Origin of the sequence: Flavobacterium sp. FlaQc-28 (genome assembly GCF_044007415.1) — a bacterium.
Classification (GTDB): Bacteria; Bacteroidota; Bacteroidia; order Flavobacteriales; family Flavobacteriaceae; genus Flavobacterium.
In genome coordinates, this window is sequence record NZ_JBIPCM010000001.1 from 1,025,833 (window position 1) to 1,049,439 (window position 23,607).

At 33.5% G+C, this 23,607-nt stretch carries 19 protein-coding genes; 15 read left to right on the forward strand and 4 right to left on the reverse strand.

The genetic code is table 11. The features are described from left to right. The first annotated feature begins 85 nt into the window (after nt 1–85). From ACHRVL_RS04525 to ACHRVL_RS04540, 4 genes are all read left to right on the forward strand, one after another. A complete protein-coding gene (locus tag ACHRVL_RS04525; RefSeq protein ID WP_089053297.1) occupies nt 86–958 on the forward strand; it encodes an aldo/keto reductase family oxidoreductase in 873 nt (290 codons plus the stop codon). 15 nt (nt 959–973) lie between these two features. Then, entirely contained in the window at nt 974–1,480 is a 507-nt protein-coding gene (locus tag ACHRVL_RS04530; RefSeq protein WP_395410674.1) for a GNAT family N-acetyltransferase, read from the forward strand. A gap of 87 nt (nt 1,481–1,567) precedes the next feature. Next, nucleotides 1,568–2,323 carry an SDR family NAD(P)-dependent oxidoreductase gene (locus ACHRVL_RS04535; RefSeq protein ID WP_395410676.1) on the forward strand — a complete coding sequence of 252 codons (756 nt, stop codon included), beginning with the start codon at nt 1,568–1,570 and terminating at the stop codon, nt 2,321–2,323. A gap of 137 nt (nt 2,324–2,460) precedes the next feature. After that, the gene (locus ACHRVL_RS04540) at nt 2,461–3,606 is read left to right on the forward strand and encodes an ATP-binding protein (protein ID WP_089053295.1); all 1,146 of its coding nucleotides are present in this window, start codon (nt 2,461–2,463) and stop codon (nt 3,604–3,606) included. A 92-nt stretch (nt 3,607–3,698) separates the two neighbouring features. On the opposite strand, the gene ACHRVL_RS04545 is transcribed toward ACHRVL_RS04540, so the two are convergent. Next, the gene (locus tag ACHRVL_RS04545; protein WP_395410677.1) at nt 3,699–4,442 is read right to left on the reverse strand and encodes a DUF3298 domain-containing protein; all 744 of its coding nucleotides are present in this window, start codon (nt 4,440–4,442) and stop codon (nt 3,699–3,701) included. A gap of 104 nt (nt 4,443–4,546) precedes the next feature. On the opposite strand from ACHRVL_RS04545, the gene ACHRVL_RS04550 reads away from it, so the two are divergent. Then, the gene (locus ACHRVL_RS04550) at nt 4,547–5,689 is read left to right on the forward strand and encodes a cystathionine gamma-synthase (RefSeq protein WP_089053293.1); all 1,143 of its coding nucleotides are present in this window, start codon (nt 4,547–4,549) and stop codon (nt 5,687–5,689) included. Between the two features lie 79 nt (nt 5,690–5,768). On the opposite strand, the gene ACHRVL_RS04555 is transcribed toward ACHRVL_RS04550, so the two are convergent. Then, on the reverse strand, nt 5,769–6,560 hold the full coding sequence (locus ACHRVL_RS04555) for a THC0290_0291 family protein (protein ID WP_395410679.1): 792 nt from the start codon (nt 6,558–6,560) through the stop codon (nt 5,769–5,771). Between the two features lie 325 nt (nt 6,561–6,885). Here ACHRVL_RS04555 and gdhA point away from each other — a divergent pair, with 325 nt between their 5' ends. The 5 genes from gdhA (at nt 6,886) to ACHRVL_RS04580 (ending at nt 15,345) form a co-directional block, all read left to right on the forward strand. Beyond that, complete coding sequence (gdhA, locus tag ACHRVL_RS04560; RefSeq protein WP_129023375.1) at nt 6,886–8,229, forward strand: NADP-specific glutamate dehydrogenase; 1,344 nt, start codon at nt 6,886–6,888, stop codon at nt 8,227–8,229. 126 nt (nt 8,230–8,355) lie between these two features. Further along, complete coding sequence (locus ACHRVL_RS04565; RefSeq protein ID WP_395410680.1) at nt 8,356–10,638, forward strand: T9SS type A sorting domain-containing protein; 2,283 nt, start codon at nt 8,356–8,358, stop codon at nt 10,636–10,638. Nucleotides 10,639–10,708: 70 nt separating this feature from the next. Next, entirely contained in the window at nt 10,709–11,422 is a 714-nt protein-coding gene (gene recO, locus ACHRVL_RS04570; protein WP_370433233.1) for a DNA repair protein RecO, read from the forward strand. A gap of 130 nt (nt 11,423–11,552) precedes the next feature. Then, on the forward strand, nt 11,553–14,954 hold the full coding sequence (gene ileS / locus ACHRVL_RS04575; RefSeq protein ID WP_395410683.1) for an isoleucine--tRNA ligase: 3,402 nt from the start codon (nt 11,553–11,555) through the stop codon (nt 14,952–14,954). Between the two features lie 10 nt (nt 14,955–14,964). Continuing rightward, entirely contained in the window at nt 14,965–15,345 is a 381-nt protein-coding gene (locus ACHRVL_RS04580) for a TraR/DksA C4-type zinc finger protein (protein WP_089053287.1), read from the forward strand. A gap of 240 nt (nt 15,346–15,585) precedes the next feature. Here the strand turns inward: ACHRVL_RS04580 and ACHRVL_RS04585 are convergent, their stop codons facing one another. Continuing rightward, on the reverse strand, nt 15,586–15,966 hold the full coding sequence (locus ACHRVL_RS04585; RefSeq protein ID WP_395410685.1) for a hypothetical protein: 381 nt from the start codon (nt 15,964–15,966) through the stop codon (nt 15,586–15,588). Nucleotides 15,967–15,997: 31 nt separating this feature from the next. Beyond that, the gene (locus tag ACHRVL_RS04590; RefSeq protein ID WP_089053285.1) at nt 15,998–16,354 is read right to left on the reverse strand and encodes a roadblock/LC7 domain-containing protein; all 357 of its coding nucleotides are present in this window, start codon (nt 16,352–16,354) and stop codon (nt 15,998–16,000) included. Nucleotides 16,355–16,532: 178 nt separating this feature from the next. Between ACHRVL_RS04590 and ACHRVL_RS04595 the strand changes: the two genes are divergently transcribed. From ACHRVL_RS04595 to ACHRVL_RS04615, 5 genes are all read left to right on the forward strand, one after another. Continuing rightward, the gene (locus ACHRVL_RS04595) at nt 16,533–16,733 is read left to right on the forward strand and encodes a hypothetical protein (protein ID WP_395410687.1); all 201 of its coding nucleotides are present in this window, start codon (nt 16,533–16,535) and stop codon (nt 16,731–16,733) included. Between the two features lie 120 nt (nt 16,734–16,853). After that, nucleotides 16,854–17,453 carry a lipoprotein signal peptidase gene (locus ACHRVL_RS04600; RefSeq protein ID WP_089057099.1) on the forward strand — a complete coding sequence of 200 codons (600 nt, stop codon included), beginning with the start codon at nt 16,854–16,856 and terminating at the stop codon, nt 17,451–17,453. 133 nt (nt 17,454–17,586) lie between these two features. Continuing rightward, entirely contained in the window at nt 17,587–20,742 is a 3,156-nt protein-coding gene (locus tag ACHRVL_RS04605) for a UvrD-helicase domain-containing protein (protein WP_395410688.1), read from the forward strand. 80 nt (nt 20,743–20,822) lie between these two features. Next, nucleotides 20,823–22,016 carry a glycine C-acetyltransferase gene (gene kbl / locus ACHRVL_RS04610; protein ID WP_395410689.1) on the forward strand — a complete coding sequence of 398 codons (1,194 nt, stop codon included), beginning with the start codon at nt 20,823–20,825 and terminating at the stop codon, nt 22,014–22,016. 113 nt (nt 22,017–22,129) lie between these two features. After that, the gene (locus tag ACHRVL_RS04615; protein WP_395410691.1) at nt 22,130–23,581 is read left to right on the forward strand and encodes an OmpA family protein; all 1,452 of its coding nucleotides are present in this window, start codon (nt 22,130–22,132) and stop codon (nt 23,579–23,581) included. Nucleotides 23,582–23,607: the final 26 nt, after the last annotated feature.

A 23,607-nucleotide genomic window follows, 5' to 3' on the forward strand; every position in this document is an offset into this window, starting at 1 on the left:
GTGAATCTATTTTTATATTTTTAAGAACTTTGATGATTATGCTTTTAAAAAGCATACGTATTAGCAAAAATAATATAATAAAACCATGAGTAAAACAGCATTATCGCCTATTATTTCGGGCACTATGAATTGGGGAGTTTGGGATAAAAACCTAACAACTAAAGAGATGGAGAATATGATACAAATTTGTGTCGAAAATAAAATCACCACTTTTGATCATGCCGATATTTATGGAGGCTACACCACAGAAGCCGATTTTGGAAAAGCTTTTAAAGCAAGCAAAATTTCGCGCGAAAAACTACAGTTAATTACTAAATGCGGTATTCAGATGATTGCCGAAAGCCGTACTAACAAAATCAAGCATTACGATTATTCTAAAGAATATATTATTTGGTCTGTTGAAGAATCTCTTAAAAAATTAAAAACAGATTTTGTTGATGTGTTTTTATTGCACAGGCCTAGCCCATTAATGCAAGCTGACGAAATTGCGGAAGCCGTTGAAAAATTAAAAGCAGAAGGAAAAATTGTTGATTTTGGACTTTCAAACTTCACCAGCTCTCAAACAGAATTGATCCGTCAGAAAACAGAAGTAAGTTACAATCAGGTACAATTTTCGGCTACTCATTATGAAGCAATGGTTGATGGAAGTTTAGATTATATGCAAACGCACGGAATCCGTCCGTTATCATGGAATCCGCTTGGAACTGTTTTTAGAGAAGACACTAAGAAAACACGTCGTTTGAAAAAATTATTGGCAGATTTAGTTCAAAAATACGGTTTTGGTTCTGATACACTTTTGCTTGCTTGGATTTTAAAACATCCATCAGGAGTTATTCCAATTGCTGGAACGGTAAACATTGCTAGAATTCAAGCGTTAATGAAAGCGGTTGAATTGGAAATGGATAAAGAAGACTGGTTTGCAATTTGGACTGAAAGTATGGGAGACGATGTGCCTTAATTGATATATTCTGAAATGATTCGACTAGAAAAGTTTACTAAAGAGTTTTATCCGGAATTGATTAATTCCATCAAAAATGGAAAAGAATTAATGCAGTTTGGCGGGCCCGAATTTACTTTTCCTTTAACGGAAGAGCAAATAGATAAAACACTTTCTGATGAAAGCAGAATTGCTTTTAGAGTTGTAAATGTTTCTGATGATGCTACAATAGGACATTCTGAAATTTATTTTAAAGATGATTCTGCAAAACTGGGACGAATTCTTATTATTGATGAAAATCAAAGAGGGAAGGGTGTTGGTGAGCAAATGTTGATTTTATTGTTGAAGTTCATTTTTGAAAACCGAAAAGAGCGACATATCGAATTGAATGTTTTTGATTTCAATATTGGCGCTATAAAATGTTACGAAAAAGTAGGATTCAGTATAAATCCAGATAAAAAACTAATAAGAGAAGTAGAAGGTGAAACTTGGACGGCGATTAATATGGTGTTGAATTTGGAAATTTGGAAAAATAGGAATTAAAATATTTTGCGACAGATTAAAAGGATTCTCACAGATTAAAAAATCATTTAAATCCTTTTAATCTGTAGTAAAATGAAAAAACATAAAATGAAAAAAACAGCCCTAATTACTGGAGCGACAAGTGGAATAGGAAAAGCAACCGCTCAAATTTTAGCAAAAAACAACTATAAAGTTATTCTTTGCGGAAGGCGTAAAGAACGTTTAGAAGAATTAGAAAAAGAACTTTCTGCTTTTTCCGAAGTGCATTCGCTTTCGTTTGATGTTCGTGATAAAAATGATGTTCTTGAAAAAATAGAATCCCTTCCTGCAGGTTTTTCAGACATTGATGTTTTGATTAATAATGCAGGAAATGCGCACGGTTTAGATCCAATTCAAACAGGAGATTTAGACGATTGGGATGCCATGATTGATATCAATGTAAAAGGACTTTTGTATGTTTCAAAAGCTGTAATTCCTAAAATGACAGCAAAACAATCTGGACATATCATTAATATTGGTTCAACTGCTGCAAAAGAAGTTTATCCGAATGGGAATGTATATTGCGGAACCAAACACGCAGTAGATGCTATTACAGCAGGAATGCGAATTGATTTAAATCCGTTTGGAATTAGAGTGGGAGCCATTCATCCGGGAATGGTAGAAACAGAATTTAGTGAAGTGCGTTTTAAAGGAGATGCCGAAAGAGCTTCAAACGTTTACAAAGGTTTTGATCCGCTGCAGGCAGAAGATATCGCAGATATTATTCATTTTGTAGTTTCAAGACCATATCATGTAAATATTGCCGATTTAGTTGTGATGAGTACAGCACAAGCGTCTTCGACAATTGTCAAGAAAAATATTTAAACAAAATTGAATGTAGAGGCGCACAGTAGTGCGTCTTTTTTTTAATTTTAAGTTTTAATAGATTAAATTAGTGCGAATTAGTAAAATTGCTTCGCAATTTTGCAATCGCTTGAATTGTGAAAAAATAATATAACGATATGATCAATAAACGCCTTTTAATAAAAAATCTACTTGCTCATAATGACGAGAGCAGTTTTTATGATAAAAAAAGGCAGTTGAATTTACATTCGAGAGAGGGAAAGGGCAAGTTTTTGAAACATATTTGTGCTTTGTCAAATTCAAATCCAACCAATAATTCTTATATTGTGGTTGGTGTCGAAGATCATGATAATGAGATTGTAGGAGACGATTTTTTTGATGACAGCCGTATCCAAAATCTTGTCAATGCTTTTCTTGAAAACCCTCCTAAAATTCAATATGAAAATGTACCGTTTCCAAATCTTCCAAAAGATAAAGTAGTTGGATTGGTTACGATTAAACCTAAAAGCAAAATTTCGTATTTTAAAAAAGGAATTCACACTATTCTTGCTAACAGTATTTTTGTGAGACGAGGTAGTAATTCTATTCCTTTAGAAATTAGTGAAGAAGTTGAAAAAAATTATCAAAATACAGAAACGGTAATTGGTATCGAAAATAGTTCCCGAAACAGTATTCAGTATACGCTTGATGGTGTAATTGATTTTATGAATTTCAGGCACAAAGATATGTCGCCCAAATATTACGTTTTTAAAGAATTATTCGTGATTTGCTGGGCTGGTGTTCCTAAAAAATCTCGCGATAAAACATTCTTGTCTCGAGTTGATATTGAATTAATCAACGAGCAAATTAAACTGTTTTATTCGGCACAAGATGTTGTTACGATTGTTTACGACGACGATAGTTTTACGATAACAGAATATGTGCCGCTTGGGTTAAACGATAAAACAAGTTATTATCCTTTAGAAAAACAAACGATACATTTTTTTGATAATGGCTACTATAAAATTGATCGCGAAATACTTTTTCAGCCGCCAGAATTCAATCGAAAAATGCTTTACCATATTTATAATTCGAATATGGCATTACTTCAAAAATTGCAAAAAGGAATTGCTTTATCAGAACGGGAATTAAAAGATCTGGAGAATCTTCCTTCGACTTTTATGATTTGTTATTTAAATGGTTTCGAAGAGGCAAAGCAAAAATTAATAGATGCTAAATTGCTATTGAAACCTTTTGGACAAGTGTATCTGTCTTTTAAAGAAGCTTTACGTGTTTTACGCAAAATGAAATATGATGTTCAGTAGTGAAGGTGCTGAGGTTCTAAGGTGCGAAGGTTCAAAGATTTTTTGTAGAGACGCACTGCAGCGTCTAACTTAATAAGATGTAACGGTGTAAATTATTGAAAATTTAAATATTTACTGACTTTGTCATAGGGAAACAAAATCTTTTTTGGACCATCGGCGTAAGATGCTGCTTCGTATGAATTATAGTAAAGAAGCAAGCCTTTGTCTGTATAGAAAATGTTCTGAGGTAAATGAAATTTATCATTTTCAAACATTAATCCTGTTGCGTTTATATTTGATTTTTGCGGAATTTTATATTGAGTTCTGAATTCCTTTTCGGCGAAAGCCAGAAATGCTGCTTCATTTTTAAAAAGCTGGTTGTTAAAAATGGATTTGCCCGTCTTTAAATTAAAAAGTAAAGATCTAAAACCTTGATAACCATGTGCACCTCCAGTAAAAGTATAATGATCTATTTTAATATTTAAAATTTGAGCTGATTCAAATTCTATATTTCCAGTTATTTTTCCTTCCCAGCCAAAAGTGTCATTTGGAAATTTTTGATGCATTTCTTCATACGATGTAATAAAAGATTTTGACAATGATTTGTAGTCATTGACTTTTGTAGAGTCATCTCCAAAATAAATGATTTCTTTTACTACTGCAAAAACTTTCTTGTTGATACTATCAGCCGCAAGCGAACTATTTTTTGCGATCGGAATATCGATGCTGATTTTTGGGCAGTCATTTTTGCACGGAATAGTTGATTTTTCTTCAAACGTTTCATTTTCAAATGAAAGTCCTTTATTGCAGCTTATAAAAATCAAACACAAAAAGATTAAAAAAGAACAATGTTTCATATCAATAAGTGTTAATTAAATACAAAGGTAAGAAGTTGTGTCACGATAAAATAAATTAAACGGTAAATTTGTGCTGTAAATAAAGATCTAAAATTTATAACGATATGAAATTCAATACTAAGGTAATACACGGTGGTCAGCATCATGATCCAAGTACGGGAGCTGTTATGCCTCCGGTGTATCAAACTTCAACTTTTATTCAAACAAGCCCAGGGAAACCTTTGGCTGATTACGAATATAGCCGAGCGTCAAACCCAACTCGAAGCGCTTTAGAAAATGCATTAGCAAGTATTGAAAACGGTACTCGCGGTTTAGCTTTTTCATCGGGTTTAGCAGCGACAGATTGTATTTTAAGATCATTTAAAGCTGGTGATGAAATTATTGCAATGGATGATTTATATGGAGGAACATACAGAATGTTTTCTCGTATTTATAAAGATTCTGGAATTAAGTTTCATTTTGTAGATATGACAGATATTGAAAAATTGAAGTCATTAATTAATGAAAATACGAAACTGGTTTGGGTAGAAACACCTACAAATCCGTTGATGAAATTGGCAGATATTGAGGAAGTAGCCAAAATCACAAAAGAGAATAAAATTTTGTTTGCTGTAGATAATACTTTTGCAACGCCTTATTTGCAAAAACCTCTTGATTTAGGAGCGGATATTGTTATGCACTCCGCTACAAAATATTTAGGCGGACATTCTGATGTTATAGCCGGTGCTTTAATTGTAAAAGATGAGGCTTTGGGAGATCAATTGCATTTTCAACAATTTGCAACTGGTGCTACACTTGGACCAATGGATAGTTTTTTGGTTTTAAGAGGAATTAAAACACTTTCGTTAAGAGTGCAGAGACATTGTGAAAACGGCGAAAAAGTGGTGGAGTTTTTAAGTAATCATCCAAAAATTGATACTGTTTATTATCCAGGATTAAAAAGCCATCCGTTTCACGAAATTGCTAAGAAACAAATGAAGGCTTTTGGCGGAATGGTTTCTTTTACTTTTAAATCAGGTAAAAAAGAAGATTCTATCGCATTTTTAGAGAAGTTGAAAGTTTTTACTTTAGCAGAATCTTTAGGCGGAGTAGAATCTTTAGCAAATCATCCAGCTTTAATGACACACGCTTCTATTCCTGCTGATAAAAGAGCTGAAGTTGGTATTACAGATGATTTAGTTCGATTAAGTGTTGGTATTGAAGATGCCGAAGATTTAATTGCAGATCTAGAACAAGCTTTAGCATAAAGGTTAAACTTTCAAATAAAAAATCCCAAATTCCAATCTTAACTATTTTGGAATTTGGGATTTTTTTTATCCTATTTTTTTAGAAATCTAAATAATAAATGTATCCCAGATTAAACCAGACTTGCGAATCGTTTGATTTGTTTTCTTTGTAAATGTCCTTGTTTGGGTTTAAACCATCGACCCAGTCAGAATTAAAGACTTGAAAACGCGCTTCAAGCATTAAGTCACTCATACCGGTTAATTTATAGTGAATACCTGCGCCTGCAGTAGCTGACAAGGTTAAGTTACTTTCGTTTGAATAGCCATGTTCACGACCATCTGAAGGAGTTAAGTATTTTAAGGGTGTAGTTTCAATAGTTCCCAATTCGCCTAAACTAGATTTTGTTTTAGTTGAGTAATAACTAACAAGAAAACCTAAACTTATATACGGGCTTAAACTTCCAGGACTATTTTCGTAATCGTGAATTTTCATAAAAGGAGAAAACTCTAATTGCGGTCCAAGATTTATCGTGCTTGTACTTCCGCTCATGGCTTTAAGTCTTTGTGTTCCTAATGTTGGAGGATTTTTACTAACCCATTTGCCAAAATGATTAAGATTGGTTTTGGTGAATGAAAACTCAGTGCGCACTTTGAAGTGTTCTGAAAAAAAATGCTCTTTGTTATTATTTGATGAAAAGTTGGTAAAGTGAATAAATCCTATGCCAAAACCTGTATTGGCAACATTTGTGTCAAAGTTATTTCTTTCCCCATAATCAGATTGAAAAGTTACGGGGCCAAACATAATTCCTATTTCATGTGCAAGAGATGACTGCGCATTTATTGTTGAAATTCCAAACAAGGCGAAAATAATGAAATATAGGCGTTTACACATTTTTAAGGCTTTGAAATATTGGGTAAATATATAAAAAACGTGATCTATTCAAAATATTATGATCTTCTATTAGAAAATTGGTAACAAAACACTTAATTTTCTAACTTTAAGTACGGCAATTGGATGTAAATTCGAAAGGGAAAAATTGTATTTGATTGTTTGTTTAGAAATAACACAATTCTGCTTCAAAAACGAAAAAAAATAACAATGCATGATCATTTTGATGTATCTTTGTCAGTTGTAACGAAAACGTTTTCTTAAAACGTATTTTCTTATTTTAAAGGGTTAAAAGTTAAACTATTATTTGAATAATTTATTTAAAAAAATGGAACAAAAAATAAATGAATTTATGGCTCAAGTTGAGTCAAAAAATCCAAATGAGCCAGAATTTCTTCAAGCGGTTAGAGAATTTGCAGAAACCGTAATCCCATTTATCGCAGAACGTAAGAAGTATGATGGAAAAAATTTACTTCTTAGAATTGCTGAGCCGGAAAGATCTATAATTTTTAGAGTTCCGTGGGTTGACGACAAAGGAGAAATAATTGTAAATAGAGGTTTTAGAATTCAAATGAATTCTGCAATTGGACCTTATAAAGGAGGAATTAGATTTCATCACACAGTAAACTTGTCTGTTTTGAAATTCTTGGCTTTCGAACAGGTTTTTAAAAATAGTTTGACAACACTGCCAATGGGTGGTGGAAAAGGAGGTTCTGATTTTGATCCTGAAGGAAAATCTGATGGAGAAATCATGCGTTTCTGTCAATCATTTATGACGGAATTATGCCGTCATATTGGTCCAGATTTAGATGTTCCTGCTGGTGATATTGGTGTTGGAGCAAGAGAAATTGGTTACCTTTTTGGTCAATACAAAAGAATTAGAAATGAGTTTACTGGAGTTTTAACTGGAAAAGGAATTGCTTACGGTGGTTCTTTGATTAGACCAGAAGCTACAGGTTACGGAGTTGTTTACTTTACAGATCAAATGCTTCGTACTATTGGGCACGATATTAAAGGTAAAAGGGTTGCTATTTCTGGATTTGGAAATGTAGCTTGGGGAGTTGCCTTAAAAATAAACGAATTAGGAGGTAAACTAGTTACTATTTCTGGTCCTGATGGTTATATTTATGATGAAGAAGGAATTTCTGGCGAAAAAATCGATCATATGGTCGAAATGAGAGCAAGTGGAGATAATAGAGCCGAAAGATATTTGGAGAAATATCCAAATGCTGTTTTCCATAAAGGAAAAAGTCCTTGGGAAGTAAAAGTGGATATCGCTATTCCTTGTGCTACTCAAAATGAATTGAATGGAGAAGACGCTCAGAAACTTATTGATAATGGTGTTTTATGTGTAACTGAAGCGGCAAACATGCCTTCGACTTTAGATGCTATTAAATTGTTCTTAGACAATAAAGTACTTTTTGCTCCAGGAAAAGCAGCTAATGCTGGTGGAGTTGCAGCTTCTGGATTAGAAATGACACAAAACTCAATCCGTCTTAACTGGACAAGTGAAGAAGTAGATTTGAGATTGAAAGATATCATGGTTGGAATTCACAACCAATGTAAAAAATACGGTGCAGAAGAAGATGGTTATGTAAACTACGTAAAAGGAGCTAACATTGCTGGATTTGTTAAAGTTGCCGATGCTATGCTTGCTCAAGGTGTAGTGTAAGAATAATTACAATTGAAAAATGCTCTCATTTGTCTTTCAGGATGAATCGAGAGCATTTTTTTTGTACCGTAACAAAAATTAAATGTGCTTGATTATAGTATATTTGTCTATCCGAATATAGTAATAATGACAAGAAGAATTCTTTATATTTTGTTTTTGACTTTGTGTCAACTTGGTTTTGCTCAAAGTCACTTGTCATGGCAGGGTTATTTTTCCTTCAATGAAATTAAAGACATTTCAGAGTCTCCAAATACAGTTTTTGCAGCATCAGAAAATGCACTGTTTTTTAAAAATGCCGCATCAAATGTATTGAAGACGAAAACAACTGTCGATGGTCTTTCTGGGCAGACAATATCAGCTGTTTATCATAGTGAAGCTTTCAAAAAAACAATTATTGGTTACGAAAATGGTTTGATGGTTATTATTAATGAAGCTGATGAAAGCATAACCAAGAAAGTAGATATAATAAATAAGCAGCTTCCTTCAAATCTAAAAAAGATCAATCATATAATGGAGCATAATGGATTGCTCTATGTTTCGTGCGATTTTGGAATTGTTCAGTTCAATTTAGTAACATTACAGTTTGGAGATACTTATTTTATAGGGGACAATGGTGCTGAAATAAGTGTAAAACAAACCGCTTTTTTTAACGGTTTTATTTTTGCGGCCACTTCGTCAGGAATTAGAAAAGCAGACACAGCAAGTGCTAATTTAAATGATTTTAATCAATGGATTGTTTTAAATGCTGGGGATTGGTCAAGTGTTGAGGTTTTAGATTCAGAGCTGATAGCAATCAACGCTTCGGGTTATATTCACCGCTATAATTCGATTAGTTTTATTGGTTTTTTGCAACTGCCACAACGTTCTTCTGATATGCGGACAGTAAACCATAATTTGTTTGTTACAATTCCCAATGCAGTATATGTTTATAATAATCAGATGATTTTAAGTCGTCAGATTTCAAATACTCAGGTTTTAGATCATAATTTAGTTTTTACCTGCGCCACAGCAGTTGGAGATTTAGTATACATAGGGACAAAAGATAAAGGAATGGTTACTTCTTCGCTTAGTAGTGCGGGGATCTTTGTAAATAGTACGCCGGCAGGACCTTTTAGAAATAATATTTTTTCATTAGATGTTACGCCAAATGTGCTTTGGGCGGTTTACGGAGATTATGATACCTATTACAATCCGTACGATTTAGATAGTTATGGAATTAGTAAATATGCCTCTTCTAACTGGTTGAATATTCCGTATTCTGACGTACATGATGCAACATCTATAACAAGAATTATTGTAAATCCTAAAAATGAAAAACAAGTTTATGCAAGTTCTTTTTTCTCAGGTTTACTGCGAGTAGAGAATGATGTTCCTAACTTTTTGTATAACGAAAAAAACAGTGGTTTAGAAAGTATAACTTACGAAGGACCAAATTATAAAGATGTTCGTATAAACGGAACCACATTTGATAAAACGGGAAATCTCTGGATAACTAACAGCAGGATTAAAAATGGACTGAAAGTTTTAAAAGCCAACGGACAATGGCAGAGTTATGCAACCAGTTCAATCTTGAACAATGCCGAAACAACCAGTTATGCTAATATTGTTATTGATAGAAATAATACTAAATGGATTTCGACGAGTAACGAAGGTGTGATTGCTTTTAACGAGAGTACAAATACATTCAAGAAAATGACATTTGGTGTTGATGCAGGAAATCTGCCATCTGCTGATGTTAGATCTGTAGTAATAGATACTAAAAATCAACTTTGGATAGGAACTACAAAAGGATTGAGAGTTTTGTCAAACGTGGGAAGTTTTCAATCTGACAGCCAATTAAAAGCAAACCCAATCATTATCATGGAAGATAATTTGGCTCAAGAATTAATGTACGAACAGTTTATTACTTCTATCGCAGTAGACGGATCAAATAATAAATGGATTGGAACGGCTGATTCTGGAGTTTTTATGGTTTCACCTAACGGGCAGGAAACAAAATATCATTTTACTATAAATAACTCACCAATGCCAAGTAATATGGTGAATGATATTAAGATTAACAGCGTAACAGGCGAAGTTTTTATAGCAACAAACAAAGGAATGATTTCATTTAAAGGAGTTGCAACCGGAGCCAATGATGATTTGAGTAATGTTTATGTGTATCCAAATCCAGTTCGCCCAACCTATTCAGGAACCGTAAAAGTGGCTGGATTGCTAGATAAAGCTAATGTTAAAATTACCGATATTGAAGGAAATCTTGTTTTCGAAACCACTTCAGAAGGTGGTACAATAGAATGGGATACAACTGCTTTTGGTAAATATAAAGTAGCTTCTGGTGTGTATATGGTTTTTATTTCGGCGCAAGACGGAGGGGAAACAAAAGTTAAAAAAGTTATGATTATACGTTAGTCTGAAAGTCGAAAGTCCGAAATTGAAAAGATCTAGCAGTCTAATATTTAAGAAATCTAAAAATCTAAAAGTGCTCGTTAAAACAAAAGCCATAGTAATTTCCTCTTTAAAATTTCAAGAAAAAAGTTTAATTGTAAAATGTTTTACACTTTCAAGCGGCTTGAAGTCTTACTTTGTGCGTGATGCGTTTTCCAGTCGAAAAGCGAGTCAGAAAATTGCTTATTTTCAGCCATTGTCTATTTTAGAAATTGAAGCTGTACATAAAAACAAAGGCACTTTAGAAAATTTTAAAGAGATAAAAACCGCAGTTCCTTTTCAAAGTATTCATACAGATCTTGTAAAAAGCACAATGGTAATGTTTCTTTCAGAAATGCTTCATTATTCTATTCAAGAAGAAGAAAAAAATGAATCCCTTTTTGTGTTTTTAGAAACCGCATTAACTTGGTTGGATCATCATGATGAAATTTCAAATTTTCATTTAATCTTGCTTTTAGAAATTACTAAATATCTAGGTTTTTATCCAGATGTTTCAGAAATAGATCTGCCACATTTTGAGATGAATGATGGGGTTTTTACACTTTTTTCAGGCGGAAATACACTTTCTGAACACGAAACCAATTTGCTGAAAAAATTACTCGATTTAAAGTTTGACAACGATCAAAAAGTTTTTCATGTTTTAGAAAGGCAAATGCTGCTAAAAATTATTATTGATTACTATAGTTTTCATTTAGATGGATTCAAAAAGCCGAAATCTTTAGAGATTTTAAAGGAAGTTTTCTCTTAAATCAGCCAAAAGGCTGTTTTTTTTTGCGGAATCCACGTGAAATTACCTGTTATTAGTCTTTTTTCCGTCATCTTTTCTCTATTTCCCTCAAAATTCCTTACTTTCGCACCTCGTTTAAGAAAAGGATAAAATGAGCACAAAATTTACTGAATACAAAGGACTTGACTTGCCAACTGTAGCGTCTGAAGTTCTTGATTTTTGGAAGAAAGAAAATATATTTGAAAAGAGTGTAACTACTCGCGAAGGTGCAGAACCTTACGTGTTTTTTGAAGGTCCGCCTTCAGCAAATGGATTGCCAGGAATTCACCACGTAATGGCGCGTGCGATTAAAGATATTTTTTGCAGATATAAAACTCAAAAAGGTTTTCAGGTAAAAAGAAAAGCCGGATGGGATACTCACGGTTTGCCTGTAGAATTGGGTACTGAGAAAGAATTAGGAATTACAAAAGAAGATATTGGCAAAACGATTTCGATCGAAGAATATAACGAAGCGTGTAAAAAAACCGTTATGCGTTATACCGACGTATGGAATGATTTGACTGAAAAAATGGGTTATTGGGTTGATATGGAAGATCCATATGTAACGTATAAACCAAAATACATGGAATCGGTTTGGTGGCTTTTAAAACAAATCTACGATAAAGGTTTGTTGTACAAAGGTTATACGATTCAGCCTTATTCTCCAAAAGCAGGAACTGGATTGTCTTCTCACGAAGTAAATCAGCCTGGAGCTTATAGAGATGTTACAGATACTACAATCGTAGCGCAATTCAAAACTTTACCAGAAACATTGCCAAGCTTTTTGCAAGGTTTTGGAGATATTCATATTTTAGCTTGGACAACAACTCCTTGGACATTGCCATCGAATACGGCTTTAACAGTTGGGCCAAAAATTGATTATGTTTTAGTTAAAACATTCAATCAATATACTTTTGAGCCAATCAATGTTGTTTTGGCTAAAAATTTAGTTGGAAAACAATTCGGAAAAGGTTTTTTTGCAAGTGAAGACGACGCTGATTTTGACAAAGTTAAAAATGGCGACAAACAACTTCCGTATAAAATTTTAGCAGAAGCAAAAGGTGCTGATTTAGTAGAAATTCGTTACGAACAATTATTACCTTACGTATTGCCATATCAGAATCCTGAAAATGCATTTAGAGTGATTTCTGGAGATTTCGTTACTACAGAAGACGGAACGGGAGTTGTACATACGGCACCGACTTTTGGAGCAGATGATGCTAAAGTAGCAAAAGAAGCAAAACCAGAAGTTCCGCCAATGTTAGTATTGGATGAAAATGGAACTGCTGTTCCTTTAGTAGATTTACAAGGAAAATTCACTTCGCATGTAGGTGAACTTGCAGGTAAATACGTTAAAAACGAATATTATGATGCGGGACAAGCGCCAGAGCGTTCTGTTGATGTTGAAATTGCTATTCGATTAAAAGAAGAAAATAAAGCCTTTAAGGTTGAGAAATACGTGCACAGTTATCCACACAGTTGGAGAACTGATGAGCCGTTATTATATTATCCTCTAGACTCTTGGTTCATTAAAGTAACCGATGTAAAAGATAGAATGTTCGACCTGAACGAAACTATCAATTGGAAACCTAAGTCTACTGGTGAAGGACGTTTTGGAAATTGGCTTAAAAATGCTAACGACTGGAACTTATCTCGTTCTAGATATTGGGGAATTCCGTTACCAATTTGGAGAACTGAAGACAAAAAAGAAGAAGTTCTTATTGGTTCTGTAGAAGAATTGTACAATGCGATCGAGAAATCTATTGAAGCAGGTTTTCAAAAAGAAAACCCGTTCAAAGGTTTTGAAATCGGAAACATGTCTGAATCTAATTATGATTTAATTGATTTGCATAAAAATGTGGTTGATCAAATTATTTTAGTTTCAGCTTCAGGCCAACCAATGAAACGCGAAAGCGATTTAATTGATGTTTGGTTCGATTCTGGAGCAATGCCTTATGCACAATGGCATTATCCTTTTGAAAACAAAGATAAAATTGACGATAATAAAGATTTTCCAGCAAATTTCATCGCCGAAGGTGTCGATCAAACGCGCGGATGGTTTTATACTTTGCACGCTATCGGAACTTTGGTTTTTGATAAAGTTGCCTATAAAAATGTAGTTTCGAATGGTCTTGTTTTGGATAAAAACGGACAAAAAATGTCGAAACGTTTAGGGAACGCAACAGATCCTTTTGAGACAATTGCAGAATACGGTCCTGATGCTACACGTTGGTATATGATTTCAAATGCAAATCCTTGGGATAACCTGAAATTTGATATTGAAGGAATTGCTGAGGTTCGTCGAAAATTCTTCGGAACTTTATACAACACGTATTCATTCTTCTCATTATATGCTAATATCGATGGATTTAAATATGCTGAAGCGGAAATTCCGTTAAACGAAAGACCAGAAATTGATCAGTGGATCATATCTGAGCTGAATACTTTAGTGAAGTTTGTTGATGAGTGTTATGAGGATTATGAGCCGACAAAAGCTACAAGAGCTATTTCTGAATTCGTTCAGGAGAATTTGAGTAACTGGTACGTTCGTTTATGTCGTCGTCGTTTCTGGAAAGGAGAATATGCTCATGATAAAATTGCAGCTTACCAGACGCTTTATACTTGTTTATTAACGATAAGTAAATTAAGTGCTCCAGTCGCTCCTTTTTTCATGGATAAATTGTACCGAGATTTGACAAGTTCAACGCAAACTGAGCAATTTGCCAGTGTTCACTTGGCTGAATTCCCGAAATTTGTCGAAAACTTTGTTAATAAAACGTTAGAAAGCAAAATGCAGAAGGCGCAGATAATCTCTTCTTTAGTTTTATCTCTTCGTAAAAAGGAAATGATTAAAGTACGTCAACCGCTGCAAAAGGTAATGATACCAGTACTTGACGAGAATCAAAGAACAGAGATTGAAGCTATTTCTGAGCTTGTAAAAGCCGAAGTAAACGTGAAAGAAATCGTGCTTTTAAATGATGATTCAGGTATTTTAGTAAAACAAATTAAACCTAATTTTAAGGCATTAGGACCACGTTTCGGAAAAGATATGGGTCTGATTTCTAAAGAGATACAGGCTTTTTCAGCAGAACAGATTAATCAGTTAGATAAGCAGGGAACGCTGGATATTGTTATTTCTGGAAATAATGTAACTTTATCACTAGAAGACGTCGAAATAACATCGCAAGATATCGAAGGATGGCTGGTTGCAAATTCAAACGGAATTACGGTTGCGCTTGACATCACAATATCTGAAGAATTGAAAAATGAAGGGATCGCAAGAGAATTAGTAAACAGAATTCAAAATATCCGTAAAGATTCAGGATTTGAAGTTACTGATAAGATTAAGGTTCAAGTAAAAAGAAGCGGTCTTTTAGAAGATGCGATTCTAAAAAATGAAGACTATATTAAGTCTGAGACATTAACAGATGATTTGGTTTTTGTAGACGCTTTAGAAAACGGCACAGAAATTGAGTTTGATGATATTAAAACAGTGATATTAATTTCAAAATAAGATAAATACTATGATAGATGAAATTACAAGATACTCTGACGCTGATTTGGCGGAGTTCAAAGAAATAATACAAAGCAAAATAAAAAAAGCACAAGAAGATCTTGATTTGATCAAAAGTGCCTATATGAATGATTTGAATAACGGAACTGACGATACTTCTCCAACTTTTAAAGCTTTTGAAGAAGGAAGCGAAACAATGTCTAAAGAAGCAAACTCTCAGTTGGCTATCAGACAAGAAAAGTTTATTCGTGATTTAAAAAATGCGCTATTCCGTGTTGAAAACAAAACATATGGTATTTGCAAAGTAACAGGTAAATTAATCAGCAAAGAAAGGCTTAAAATCGTTCCTCATGCAACAATGAGTATCGAAGCTAAAAATTTGCAGAGATAATAAATGTATCTATCCAAAAAATAACGCTCCTTTTAGGGGCGTTTTTTTTTGTTTAATGTTTTTGGGTAATAGTAGTGCGGCTGTTTAGATCTATTTGAAAGAATTTATTTTCAAAGTAAAAGATAACTGCTGTTTTTGAGTTTTTCTTTTTGTAGGAATCGTAATTGCAGAGGTAAACGAGATATGTTTAAATTAGAACTGCCCGATTTCAGACAGTTCTAATTTTAAGAATAATGAAAATTAAGCAAGATTTTTTTCTAAGTCTGCTTTGTGTTTTCTTAAAACCGCTCTTGTCATTCCAAGATATGCTTTTTTTGCATCAGCAGCCAAATAAATCATGAATTTTTTGTTAGGAGAAATGTCGATAACGTGAATTTGATTTGAAAGTGTAATTAAGATGTCCTCAATGTCTTGATTTAAGTTTAAAGCTTTTACTGCATTTAATTTAGCTTTTACAACCTCAAGGTTGTAAGCTGCTGCTAATTCTGGATCAAAAGCTGGATCAATTGTTAAATTACCAAAGCTTAATCCTGATTCAATTTCAGTTACAGATACAGCAATAAAGCCATTTACATTAGTTTTCATTTCATTTAAAAACACGTTTAAAAAATCGTTGCTCATAGTTTTTGGGTTTGTGGTTAATAGATTTATGTTATTTCAATAGGGAATTTTTACTAAGTTCTGATGATAGTTCGTCAGTTGAACGCATTAATAAGGCAAGGTTGCTCCCTTCTTTTGAAAACACAATGACGAAATTCGTACCGCTTATTTTGTTTCCAATAACTACGCCTTCAGAGGTTTTTAGATAAAGTTGTTTAAGTAGTCCTTTTTCTAGATCAAGGAGAAATTTTTCGCTCATTGATAAAATTGCTGCACTCATAGCAGCAACACTGTCTCCGTAATCTAAATTCAGGGAGGTGATGAGTTTTCCTTTTCCGTTTAAAATTAAAGCCGCAGTTGCTTTGGTAGTAGTTAAAAAGTCATTTAATGCAGAAGTGATTTCGTTCATATTTTTGTAGGATTAGGAATGTTGTTAAAAATAGGTGGTATTTCACATTGGTTGGGCGATTTTTTTATTGTAATAACTAAACAATTGTTAATTTTATTAACAAATATAAATTAAAATATGTATCATTGTAATATCAAATCGTTATTATTTTATTTTTTTTACTTATAAAACTTACAGTATGGCTAAGGTATTGAAATTCAAGGATGTGAATTCTGACGTCGAGAGCAGAATGAAGGAATTTGAGAAGTTAAGAACAAAATTTAAATCTGATTTGAGCAAAGCTGCGGCAAAAAAAGGTACCGCAGGGGCAGAAGGAAAAGGGCTGCTTAAATCTATTTCTAATTTTTTTGCTGATAGTCCTGCAACAGCAAAAAAGTAGATTTTCGGGTTGTGTTTAATGAAAACTGATGAGGTTTAGATTTACAGTAAAGAATTAACGTTCCTTTAGGGACGTTTTTTTTGATTTAATTACTATTTTTGCCCATCAAAATTTCTTAAAATGTCATTACGAAAAGCGTATTTCCTTATATTTTTAGTTTTAATTGTCGATCAGCTTTCAAAAATCTATGTAAAAACAAACTTTGTTTTAGGTGAAGAAGTTGTAATTTTTGATTGGTTTAGAATTCATTTTATAGAAAATGAAGGAATGGCATGGGGGACAAAAATACCAGGAGAATACGGAAAATTAATCTTAACAATTTTTAGAATTTTTGCTGTATTCGGAATTGGATGGTGGCTTTCGGATGCTATAAAAAAACGTCATTCTACTTATTTGATTGTTTCTATCGCATTAATATTTGCAGGAGCAGCGGGTAACATTATCGATTCTGTTTTTTATGGAGTAATTTTTGACGACAGCACGCATAGTTTGGCAACAATTTTTTCGCCTGAACCATACGGAACATGGTTTCATGGTTTAGTAGTTGATATGTTTTATTTTCCAATTTGGGAAGGTAATCTGCCTTCTTGGATACCTGTTTTTGGTGGAAAACATTTTATGTTTTTTAATGCCATTTTTAATGTTGCCGATATGGCTATCTCTACAGGAGTTGGAATATTGTTAGTCTTTAATAAAAGAGCGTTCCCGAAACACGCATAATTATTTCAAAATAGTAAAATTCCAAATTCTAATATTTGTGGCATTCATTGCAGGTAAATATTGGAATTTGGAATTTTTCATTATTGGGATTTAATATTAATGTGCTATTTTTACCATACAAAAGCTTAAACTTATGCAAAGTCCGTCTTTCTCTATTTATGATGCCTCTGCAGGATCAGGGAAGACTTATACTTTGGTTAAAGAATATCTTAAAATTATTCTTTCATCCCCAAAAAATGACGCTTATCGAAATATTCTTGCAATAACATTTACCAATAAAGCGGTTCATGAAATGAAAAGCCGTATTGTTGGGAGTTTGTCTGAATTTGCAAAGGAAGAACCTTCTGTGAAAGCGGCTGATTTAATGGAAGATTTGTCTCGAGAAACAGGGCTTTCAATTATTCAAATTAAAGTAAAATCTCAAAATATTATAAAGCACTTAATACATAATTATGCAGCTTTTGATATTTCTACCATAGATAAGTTTACTCATAAGGTGATTAGAGCTTTTGCTCATGATTTGAATCTGCCAATGACTTTTGAAGTTACGCTCGATACAGAGAACTTATTGGTTGAAGCGGTTGATGCAATTATTGCTCAAGCGGGTCAGGATGAAACGCTGACTAAATTGCTGATCGACTTCACGATGGAGAAGACAGATGATGATAAGAGCTGGGATGTTTCTCGTGAAATTCTAGAAACAGGACGTTTAGTTTTGAATGAGAATAATCGAAATGAGATTTTGCACTTTAATGACAAAACGATAGAAGAGTTTGTTGAGATAAAAAAGAAAATGCTTGCATTGTGCAAGGATTTGGAGTCAGAAAATGAACAATTTGCGATAGAGGTACTTTTGTTACTGGATGGAAATGGGATTGATTTGAAATCTTTTTCAAGAGGAACATTTCCAAATCATCTTGAAAGTATTCGTGATGGGAAGTTTAATCCAAGAAATAAGACTTTTCACGAATTTGATGATATTGCAATCAATAAAACGGCAAAAGATAAAGCAGTAATAGAAGGCTTGATTCCGGAATTGCTGAATATTTTAAAGAAGATTTATAAGAATTTTGAAAAAAGAGATTTCTATAAAGCGTTCTTGAAAAATATTACACCTTTATCATTGCTTAATACAGTTAGTAATGAATTGGCGAAAATTCAGGCAGAACAAAATATTTTGTCCATTTCTGAATTTAATGCTATTATTCATAGAGAGATTCAGAATCAGCCGGCGCCTTTTATATATGAACGTTTGGGAGAGCGTTATCGTCATTTTTTTATTGATGAATTCCAGGATACTTCTGAGATGCAGTGGCAAAATTTAATTCCGTTAATTGACAATGCGCTTTCTGGTCAAGATGATTTAGGGAATAAAGGAACTTTGATGATTGTTGGTGATCCAAAACAGTCTATTTATCGATGGAGAGGCGGGAAAGCAGAACAGTTTATTGAATTAAGTAAAGAATCAAATCCTTTTAATAATCCAGATAAAGAAATTAAACACTTAAATACAAACTATAGAAGTTATAGCGAGGTTATTGAGTTTAATAATGCTTTTTTTAAATTAATCTCAACAGAGTTTTCAAACTTAGATTATAAAGATTTGTATGAGAATCATAGTTTTCAGAATACAAATTCAAAAAAAGGCGGATACGTAAATATTTCTTTTTTGCCAATAATTGAAAAGAGTGAAATAGAGGAAGAAGATGTTGTTGAAAAATCTGATTTGTATGTTTTAGCAACATTAAATACAATTCAAAAAGTTGTTCAAGAAGGATTTGAGTATAAAGATATTGTTATTTTAACTCGGAAAAGAGGGCAGGGAGTAGCAATTGCAAATTATCTAACAGAGCAGCGAATTCCGCTTTTGTCATCAGAAACCTTGATGATTCAAAATGCAACAGAAGTTAGATTGATTGTTCATTTGTTGAAGTATTTGAATAATAGCAGAGATTTAGAATCAAAAGCGCATTTTCTTCATTTTTTGGGGAATACTTTAAGTATTGAAATGCCAATACATGATTTTATTGCTCAAGGGATGGCTTATAAAGACGAATTTAATTTTGAGAAATGGCTTTTGGCTTTTGATATTTCTCTTTCTTTTGAAAATATTCGTAAAAAATCACTTTATGAAGCTGTCGAGATCATTATCTCGAAATTTATTCTTCCGTCTGAAGGAAATGCTTATGTGCAGTTTTTTCTTGATATTGTTCTAGAAAGAGATATTAGAAATCAAGCAGGAATTGCTGATTTTTTAAATTACTGGGAGAAAAATTCTGAGAAATTCAGTATTCCTTCTCCAGAAGGAAATAATGCAGTTCGTATTATGACGATTCATAAATCTAAAGGTTTGGAGTTTCCAGTTGTAATTATGCCTTTTGCAGAAGAAGATTATAATCGTAAGCCAAAGGATAAATTATGGCTTGATACTGAAGCAGAAGATTTGGGAGTTCCAAGAGCTTTGGTTGATAATAGCAGTGCGGTTGAAGGTTTTGGAGAAAGTGCTTCGGCGGTTTTTAATGAAAAGAAACAAGAAGAATTATTAGATAATATAAATGTCTTGTATGTTGCGTTAACGCGTGCAGAAGAACAATTGTATGTTATTTCACAATCTTTAAAAGAAAGAAAAGATGGAGAGTGGCCTAATAATATGGCTTCCTATTTTATAAAATATCTAATTCATGAAGGTGTTTATGAATCTGAGAAATTAGAATATGAATTTGGAAACAAGGCAAAACTTTCGATATCGTCAAAAGCAGTTGATTTGGTAAAAACAATTCCGATTGTAAAAGAGGTTTTGAATCCTAAAAATATTAAGATTGCTCAGAGAGAAGCGCTAATGTGGGGAACTCATCAGCAGGAAGCGATATCATATGGAAATATTGTGCACGAAATTTTGGCTTTTGTAAAAGATAAATCAGATATTGATTTGGCGGTCACTAAAGCAATTGAAAATGGATTAATAACAATTGAACAGCAAGAAGCCGTTTTGAAAACGCTTTTAGAAATTGTTAATCATCCAGAATTAAGTGTTTGCTTTGATGGTGAAAACCATATTTTAAATGAGCAGACGATTGTTCAGAAAGAAGGAAAAATATTGAAACCAGATCGAATCGTTTTGACAAAAGATAAAAAAGCTTTTTTGCTGGATTATAAAACGGGAGCTGTTAATTCAAAGTATAAGCTTCAAATTCAGGAGTATCAGGATGCAGTAGAAGATTTGGGGTATAAAGTGTTAAAAAAGGCTTTGGTATATATAGGAACCGAAATCGATGTAGTAAATTTGTGAAAATATTAATCAGATGTTAAAGAATTATACGGTCAAAAATGGCTTATAGTGTTAATTTTTAACGTTTTAAATAAATAGAAATGTACGGTAAAATTAAAGAACACCTGCAAAAAGAATTGCAGGTTATTGAAGAAAACGGAATTTTTAAGAAAGAACGTATTATAACTTCTGCACAAGATGCAGAAATAACTATTTCTACAGGAGAGAAAGTTTTGAACTTCTGTGCAAATAATTATTTAGGACTTTCTTCGCATCCAGAGGTGATTCAAGCAGCGAAAGATGCTATGGATACTCATGGTTTCGGAATGTCATCAGTTCGTTTTATTTGTGGAACGCAGGATATTCATAAAACTTTAGAAAAAAAGATTGCCGATTTTTATGGTACAGAAGATACTATATTATATGCAGCTGCTTTTGATGCAAATGGAGGTGTTTTCGAACCTTTATTAGGAGAAAATGATGCGATTATTTCTGATAGTTTAAATCACGCTTCTATTATTGATGGAGTTCGTCTATGTAAAGCAGCGCGCTACCGCTATGAAAACAATAATATGTCTGACTTGGAGCAGCAGTTAATTAAGGCAAACGAGGCAGGTGCTCGTTTTAAATTAATTGTTACAGATGGAGTCTTTTCTATGGATGGTTTAGTAGCGCCTCTAGATAAAATTTGTGACCTGGCAGATAAATATGATGCAATGGTTATGGTAGATGAATGCCATGCTGCTGGTTTTATCGGAGCAACAGGAAAAGGAACTCTTGAAGCAAAAGGAGTAATGGGACGTGTAGATATTATTACAGGAACTCTTGGTAAAGCTCTTGGCGGTGCTATGGGAGGATATACTACAGCTAAAAAAGAAATTATTGAATTGCTGCGTCAGCGTTCAAGACCTTATTTGTTTTCAAATTCGCTTGCGCCTGCAATTGTAGGGGCTTCTATTAAAGTTTTCGAACTGTTAGAAAAAGACACTTCTTTAAGAGATAAATTAGAATGGAATACAAATTACTTTAAAGAAGGTATGAAAAATGCCGGGTTTGATATAATTGATGGTGATTCAGCAATCGTACCTGTAATGTTATATGATGCGAAATTATCGCAGACTATGGCCGATGAGCTTTTAAAAGAAGGTATATATGTAATAGGGTTCTTTTTTCCTGTAGTGCCAAAAGAAAAAGCAAGAATCAGAGTGCAGCTTTCTGCAGCCCACACAAAAGAACATTTAGACAAGGCTGTAAGTGCCTTTGTATCAGTTGGAAAAATGTTAAAAGTTATATAATTACCACATTCGGGAAATTTTTGTAGGTTTTTTTTAACATTTGATTTTGTATTTAAAAAATTTGGTGTTACTTTTGCTTGTAATTAACTAAATTGTAATTAAAAAAATTAAGTATGAAACATCTTAACAAACTTTTAGTTGCTGTGATGATGGCGATGGGTTTAAGTTCTCACGCACAAGACAGTAACAATCCATGGGCGATCTCATTTGGAGTTAATGCAGTTGATACAAGAACTAGTTCTGGTTCAGGGAGTGGTTTCTTTGATCAACACTTTTCTCAGCCATTCGCTGTAAAAGACAACTGGAACATTCTTCCTTCATTATCTTACATTGGTGTAAATAGATATGTAGGTAAAGGTTTCTCTGTTGGTTTACAAGGATCTGTAAACAAAATTGATAAATTGGTTACATTTAACCCAGCTGCTGTTGGGCATGATGGAAGAGGAAATGTTGTAACTAATCCTGGTGACTTGATGTACTACGGAATTGATGCTACTATTAAATACAGCTTCCAAGAATTAATCAAATCTAAAGTGATTGATCCTTCGTTATCTGTAGGAGGTGGTTACACTTTCTTTGGAGATAACAGTTTTGGAACTGTTAACCCAGGTGCTGGTGTTACTTTCTGGTTTACAGATGCTATTGGTCTTGAGTTAGCTACAAAATACAAATGGGCTGTAGCTGCTAATGACGATAAAGCTTATGACAGATCTGTTTTTCAACACACTGCAGGTCTAGTTTTCAAATTCGGAGGTAAAGATACTGACGGAGACGGAATCTACGATAAAGATGATGCTTGTCCAGATGTTGCAGGTTTAAAACAATTCAACGGATGTCCTGATACTGACGGAGATGGAATCGTTGATGCTTCTGACGCTTGTCCAGATGTATTTGGTTTAGCTGCATTAAACGGATGTCCTGATACTGACGGAGACGGAATTGCTGATAAAGATGATGCTTGTCCAGATGTTGCTGGTTTAGCTGCTTTAAAAGGTTGTCCTGATACAGACGGAGACGGTATTGCTGATAAAGATGACAAATGTCCTACAGTTGCTGGTCCAAAAGAAAACGGTGGTTGTCCTTTCTTAGATGCTGACAAAGATGGTGTTGCTGATAAAGATGACGATTGTCCTACAGTATACGGTCCTGCTTCAAACAGAGGATGTCCTGAAGTTACAACTGAAGCTTTAGAAGATCTTAAAGTTCAAGCAAGAGCGGTTTACTTCAACTCAGGTAAAGCTACTTTCAAAACAGGAGACAAAGAAACTCCAGCTAAATTAGATGCAATTAAAGAAATCCTTAAAAACTATCCAAACGCGAAATTCGCTATTGAAGGACACACAGATAGTACAGGTTCTGCTAAATTGAATCAAAAACTTTCTGAAGAAAGAGCAAAAGCTGTATTAGATGCTTTAGTTCAAAGAGGTGTTAATCCAGAAAACTTAGAGTCTAAAGGATTTGGAGCTTCTCAACCAGTTGCAAGTAACAAAACTGCTGCAGGTAAAGCACAAAACAGAAGAACAGAAATTAGACACATTGGTTCTAAATACCAAGGTAAAATCTAATTTACTTTCTAAATAAATATGAAAAG

Excerpts from the sequence above, each read along its gene's own strand:
- ACHRVL_RS04545 (WP_395410677.1), bottom strand. The coding sequence starts at position 4,442 with ATGAAACATTGTTCTTTTTTAATCTTTTTGTGTTTGATTTTTATAAGC.
- ACHRVL_RS04585 (WP_395410685.1), bottom strand. The coding sequence starts at position 15,966 with ATGAGCAACGATTTTTTAAACGTGTTTTTAAATGAAATGAAAACTAAT.
- kbl (WP_395410689.1), top strand. The coding sequence starts at position 20,823 with ATGTACGGTAAAATTAAAGAACACCTGCAAAAAGAATTGCAGGTTATT.
- ACHRVL_RS04535 (WP_395410676.1), top strand. The coding sequence starts at position 1,568 with ATGAAAAAAACAGCCCTAATTACTGGAGCGACAAGTGGAATAGGAAAA.
- ACHRVL_RS04555 (WP_395410679.1), bottom strand. The coding sequence starts at position 6,560 with ATGTGTAAACGCCTATATTTCATTATTTTCGCCTTGTTTGGAATTTCA.
- ACHRVL_RS04530 (WP_395410674.1), top strand. The coding sequence starts at position 974 with ATGATTCGACTAGAAAAGTTTACTAAAGAGTTTTATCCGGAATTGATT.
- ileS (WP_395410683.1), top strand. The coding sequence starts at position 11,553 with ATGAGCACAAAATTTACTGAATACAAAGGACTTGACTTGCCAACTGTA.
- ACHRVL_RS04600 (WP_089057099.1), top strand. The coding sequence starts at position 16,854 with ATGTCATTACGAAAAGCGTATTTCCTTATATTTTTAGTTTTAATTGTC.
- ACHRVL_RS04595 (WP_395410687.1), top strand. The coding sequence starts at position 16,533 with ATGGCTAAGGTATTGAAATTCAAGGATGTGAATTCTGACGTCGAGAGC.
- ACHRVL_RS04525 (WP_089053297.1), top strand. The coding sequence starts at position 86 with ATGAGTAAAACAGCATTATCGCCTATTATTTCGGGCACTATGAATTGG.
- ACHRVL_RS04615 (WP_395410691.1), top strand. The coding sequence starts at position 22,130 with ATGAAACATCTTAACAAACTTTTAGTTGCTGTGATGATGGCGATGGGT.
- ACHRVL_RS04590 (WP_089053285.1), bottom strand. The coding sequence starts at position 16,354 with ATGAACGAAATCACTTCTGCATTAAATGACTTTTTAACTACTACCAAA.
- ACHRVL_RS04550 (WP_089053293.1), top strand. The coding sequence starts at position 4,547 with ATGAAATTCAATACTAAGGTAATACACGGTGGTCAGCATCATGATCCA.
- ACHRVL_RS04605 (WP_395410688.1), top strand. The coding sequence starts at position 17,587 with ATGCAAAGTCCGTCTTTCTCTATTTATGATGCCTCTGCAGGATCAGGG.
- ACHRVL_RS04540 (WP_089053295.1), top strand. The coding sequence starts at position 2,461 with ATGATCAATAAACGCCTTTTAATAAAAAATCTACTTGCTCATAATGAC.
- ACHRVL_RS04565 (WP_395410680.1), top strand. The coding sequence starts at position 8,356 with ATGACAAGAAGAATTCTTTATATTTTGTTTTTGACTTTGTGTCAACTT.
- ACHRVL_RS04580 (WP_089053287.1), top strand. The coding sequence starts at position 14,965 with ATGATAGATGAAATTACAAGATACTCTGACGCTGATTTGGCGGAGTTC.
- gdhA (WP_129023375.1), top strand. The coding sequence starts at position 6,886 with ATGGAACAAAAAATAAATGAATTTATGGCTCAAGTTGAGTCAAAAAAT.